Raw genomic sequence first — 4873 nt, 5'->3', positions numbered from 1 at the left:
TTCAAGGTGCTCGGCGTCAACGAGCTCGCCGCCCGCCTGCCTTCGGTGCTCGCCGCCGCGGCCACGGCGGCCCTGACCTTCAGGCTCGCACGCCGCGCGGCGGGACTCGACGCGGCCCTTGCGGCCTGCCTGATCCTCTCGAGCACGGTCCTCTTCTTCATCACCGCCGGAGCCGTGCTCACCGACACGGTCATGGTCCTGGGCACGACGCTCTCCATGGCCGCCTTCTGGCTGGCCGTCGGCGAGGGAGGAGGGAGACTCTGGAGCAGGCTCTTTTTCGTGGGCCTTGCCGTGGGACTCCTGGCCAAGGGGCCCGTGGCGGCCGTCCTCACGCTCGCCCCCGTCTCTCTCTGGGTGCTCTTCAAGGGAAAGTGGGGCCTTGTGCGCCGCAGGATAGGGTGGGTCGAGGGGGCGGCGCTCATGGTCCTCATCGCGGCGCCGTGGTACGTGGCGGCCCAGTGGAAGACGCCGGGTTTTATCGAGTACTTCATAGTGGGCGAGCACTGGAAGCGTTTTACCGAGGCCGGCTGGAGCGGCGATCTCTACGGCAACCCCCACGTGAGGACGCGGGGCACCATCATCGCCTACTGGCTCGGCGCCGTGCTGCCCTGGACGCCGGTGCTCGCCGTCCTGCTCGTCAAGAGGCTGCGAAGGGGGGCGGGCTCGATGGCGGAGGCCCTGGGAGGGGAACGGACGCTGTACCTGCTCTTGTGGGCCGCCGCGCCCGTGCTCTTCTTCCTGCCGGCCCGCAACATACTCCCCACCTACGTCCAGCCCGGCCTTCCCGCCTTCGCCGTCCTCCTCGCCGAGTCATGGCTTGCAAGGGACGAGGAGCGGCCCAGGGCGTCGGCGACACTCGCAGCACTGGGACTTGTCGTGCCGCTCCTCTTCGTGACCGTGCTCTTCAGCTATTACCTTCCCTACAAGGCGCCCTACAAGTCGCAGAAGACACTGGTGGAGCACTACGAGGAAGTGAGCGCCGGAAGCGGGGCAAGGCTCGACTACCTCTTCGACAGGCCCTTCTCGGCCCAGTTCTACACGCGAGGGCGGGCCCGGCGCTACGACGACGCCGACCTGGTTCGCGGGCTTTCGGCGGCGGCCGTCGGCGACTACTTCGCCGTCAGGAGCGACCGCTACAGGCACCTGCCCGAGCGGCTGCGGGCAGGCCTCGAGGAGGAGGGCGTCTACGGCAGCTACACCCTCCTGAGAAAGACCGCCGGACCCGGCCACAGGCGCCCTTCGGCGAAGGCCCGGCCGGGGGATATGTGAGTCCGGCGGCCCAAGGGGCCGTCAGCCTCCCTTCACAAGGGGCAGGGCCCGGCGCAGCAGAAACTCCTTCGTTCTCTCGAGTTCCGCCGCGGCCTCTCCGCCCGCCGACCCTTCGCCGCCGCTGCGATCCCTCAGGGCCTCGAGCCTCTCGTCGCCTTCCCTGTCGCACATGATCGCCCAGGCGAGCGTCCAGGCCCGCCGCACGTTGTCGACGTCGTAGCCGCCTCCGCCGAGGGCGACCCAGGGCAGACCCGTCTCCCTGAAGCGGCGCGCGGCGGCCTCGAAGCCAGCCGTATTCAGCTCCAGGTGTGTCAGCGGGTCGGAGGCGAAGGTGTCCACGCCGAGCTGCGTTACGAGCACGTCGGGGGCGAAGGCCTCGACAAAGGGGAGCGCCGCTTCCTCCAGGGCCTTGAGAAAGAGGGCGTTCCCGGCCCCCGGCGCAAGGGGCACGTTCACGGCGTAGCCGCGTCCCGCCCCCCTGCCCATCTCCTCGGGAAACCCCGTGCCCGGAAAGAGGAAGCGGCCGTCTTCGTGGATCGATACGGTCAGCACGCGGTCGGTGTCGAGGAAGGCCGCCTCCACGCCGTCGCCGTGGTGGGCGTCGCTATCCACGTAGGCGACCCGCAGGCCCATGGCGGTGAGGGTCTTTATGGCGGCGACGGCGTCGTTTATGTAGCAGAAGCCCGAGGCCCTCGCCTCCATGGCGTGGTGGAGCCCTCCGGCTATGTTGAAGGCCCTCTGCGCCCGGCCGGAGGCCACGAGCTGCGCAGCCTGCACCGACGCGCCCGTGGAGTAGAGCGACCACTCGTAGACGCCGGGAAAGACGGGGTTGTCGCCCGCACCGAGGCCGTATCGCGGCCCTTCGGGCGGCGTTTCTCCGCCGTCGGCCCTTTCGAGGACGTCGATATAGTCGGCGCGGTGCGCAAGGAGTGTCTCGCTGCGCGTCGCCTTCCGCGACTCGACGAGCCTTCCCGCGCCGCCGTCGAAGAGGCCCAGCTCACGGGCGAGGTCGCAGGTCATCCGAAGGCGCACAGGACGCATGGGATGGCCCGGACCGTAGCTGTACGAGCCGAACCTGTCGTTGTAGAGAAAGACGGCTTCGCTCACTCGTACCTCAACGCCTCGATGGGGTCCATGCGCGAGGCCTTCCACGCCGGATACAGACCGAAGACGAGACCCACCAGGGCGGAGAAGACGAAGGCCAGCGCCACGGAAAAGGGCGTTATGACCGTCTCCCACTCGCCCCAGACCTCCGATATGGCCCACGAGGCGCCGGCGCCGAAGCCTATGCCTATGAGCCCGCCCGTTATCGTAATGGCCAGGGCCTCGACGAGGAACTGGCGCAGGATGTCCCTGCCCCTCGCCCCCACGGCCATGCGTATGCCGATCTCGCGGGTCCGCTCGGTCACGGTCACGAGCATGATGTTCATGACCCCTATGCCGCCGACGATGAGCGACACCGCCGCTATGCTCGCCAGCAGCACCGTGAAGGTCTGGCTCGTCTCGCGGAGCGTCTTTATGAACTCCGTGTAGTCCCGTATGTTGAAGTCCGACTCGACGCCTTCGGCGAGCCTGTGCCTTGCGCGCAGAAGCCGTTCCACCTCGCGTTTCACCCGGGGAATGTCCTCGATGTTGGCCACGTGGATATAGATGTCGCTCACGTACTCCTGGATGAAGAGCCGTTTCTGCGAGGTCGTCACGGGCACGAATATCTGGTCGTCCGGGTCCCTCCACGAGGTCTGCCCCTTGGGCTCCATTACTCCTATGACGAGGAAGGACTGGCCCTCTATCCTTATCTTGCGTCCCAGGGCCGGGGCCTCGCCGAAGAGGTCTTTTTTGACCGTCATGCCGAGGACGGCCACCCGCTTCATGAGCCTCACCTCGCGGTCGGTGAAGAAGCGGCCCCGGCCGACCCTGAAGCTGTTTATGGCCACGTACTCGGGCGTGGTGCCCGTGATGAGCGTGGTGGCGTTCCTGTTCGAGTACTTGACCTGCCCCATGTTGCTCACCGCCGGGCTCACGGACTTCACGCCCCGTATGGAGCGGCCGACGGCCCTTGCGTCGGCGAGGGTGAGCGTTTCGACGGTGCCGGAGGCGATGTGGCCCAGGCGCGCCGCGCCCGGCCTTACGCGCAGCAGGTTCGTGCCGATCCTGCTTATGGACTCGGTCACCTTGCGCTTGGCCCCCTCGCCGATGGCCACCATCGTTATGATGGCGCCCACGCCGATGATTATGCCGAGCATGGTGAGCGACGTTCGCAGCTTGTTCGCGCCGATGGCCCGGAAGGCCACCTTCAGTACCTGCATCCCTTCAGTCCCTCACGGCACCGGGCTGTCCGAGACGACCGCGCCGTCGCGGATCTTCACGACGCGGCGCGTGCGGCGGGCCACCTCGTCCTCGTGGGTGACGATGATGATCGTCGTGCCCATGGCGTTGAGCAGCTCGAAGAGCTCCATTATCTCGTCCCCCGTCTTCGTGTCGAGGTTGCCCGTCGGCTCGTCGGCCAGTATGAGCGGAGGCGAGAGGACAATGGCCCTGGCTATGGCCACGCGCTGGCGCTCGCCTCCCGAGAGCTGGTTTGGATGATGGTGGATGCGGTGTCCCAGTCCCACTTCCTCCAGGGCCTTGCGCGCGGGCTCGGCGGTGCGCCGTATGCCGGCGTAGAAGAGCGGCAGCTCCACGTTCTCGAGTGCGCTGTGGCGGCTCAGCAGGTTGAAGCTCTGGAAGACGAAGCCTATGTTCCTGTTGCGCACACGCGCGAGCTCGTCGCGGCTCATGCCGTCCACGCGCACTCCGTTGAGCTCGTAGGTGCCGGAACTGGGACGGTCGAGACAGCCGAGGAGGTTCATGAGCGTGCTCTTGCCGCTTCCCGACGGTCCGGTGACGGCCACGAATTCGCCCGCGCCGATCTCGAAACTCACGCCCTTGAGGGCCTCCACCTCGGTGGAGCCCATGCGGTAGACCTTCCTGATGTTGCGGAGTCTTATCATTGAGGGTTCTCCGGGGAGGGCTTCCGCCCCAGGGGGGCCGGCCCATCCCCAATTACCCTGGGGGAAACTTTCTGCAGAAGGGCCGTAGTCCCGCGTTTCCCCCCTGCCTCATCGTATGTTATTCGGCTCTTCGGCTGTACCGGGGGTTCGGCCCGCGCCAGGCGGGATCTTTACGCCTTTGCGGCCCGAACCCCCGGCACAGCCCCACGAGGCAGCCGCCGGGGGCAATCCGGGGGAAACTTTCTGTAGAAGGGCCGTAGTCCCGCGTTTCCCCCCGCCCCATCGTATGTTATTCGGGGCTTAGGCTGCACCGGGGGTTCGGCCCGCGCCAGGCGGGATTTTTTTACGCCTTTGCGGCCCGAACCCCCGGCGCAGCCCCCCGAGGCAGCCGGCGCGGGCAGGACGCCCCTTCAAAGACTTTTAAGGAAGCTCTGATTTATTGCACCGAGGGAACCTTTTTGTAAAAAGGTTCCCTCAGACTCCCTCCAAAAACTTTTAACGCGAGTTGGTTTCCCCCTGTTTTGCCTGGCAAAACAGGGGGAAACCAACTCGTATTGAAAGTCTTTGAAGGGGGTCTGGGGGAAACTTTCTACAGAAAGTTTCCCCCAGAGTAA

General features: G+C 66.5%; 4 protein-coding genes. 1 reads left to right on the top strand and 3 read right to left on the bottom strand.

All coding sequences use genetic code 11. The annotated features are described in order from the left end of the window. Window positions 1-1269 (top strand): phospholipid carrier-dependent glycosyltransferase (locus tag ENJ37_01760; GenBank protein HHL39209.1); only part of this gene is annotated, 1269 nt, incomplete at its 5' end. A 21-nt stretch (window positions 1270-1290) separates the two neighbouring features. Here the strand turns inward: ENJ37_01760 and ENJ37_01755 are convergent. Genes ENJ37_01755 through ENJ37_01745 form a run of 3 tightly spaced genes read right to left on the bottom strand, consistent with a single transcriptional unit; the run spans window position 1291 to window position 4259 of the window. Continuing rightward, window positions 1291-2376 carry an acetoin utilization protein AcuC gene (locus ENJ37_01755; protein HHL39208.1) on the bottom strand — a complete coding sequence of 362 codons (1086 nt, stop codon included), beginning with the start codon at window positions 2374-2376 and terminating at the stop codon, window positions 1291-1293. Further along, window positions 2373-3575: an FtsX-like permease family protein gene (locus ENJ37_01750; GenBank protein HHL39207.1), complete on the bottom strand. Its 1203-nt coding sequence runs from the start codon at window positions 3573-3575 to the stop codon at window positions 2373-2375. The genes ENJ37_01755 and ENJ37_01750 overlap by 4 nt, the downstream gene beginning before the upstream one ends. Window positions 3576-3587: 12 nt before the next feature. Further along, on the bottom strand, window positions 3588-4259 hold the full coding sequence (locus ENJ37_01745; GenBank protein HHL39206.1) for an ABC transporter ATP-binding protein: 672 nt from the start codon (window positions 4257-4259) through the stop codon (window positions 3588-3590). Between the last annotated feature and the right edge of the window lie 614 nt (window positions 4260-4873).

The organism is Deltaproteobacteria bacterium (assembly GCA_011375175.1).
Lineage (GTDB): Bacteria > Desulfobacterota > GWC2-55-46 > GWC2-55-46 > DRME01 > DRME01.
The sequence above is the reverse complement of the archived record's forward strand: the minus strand, read 5'-3'. Positions and strand labels throughout refer to the sequence as shown.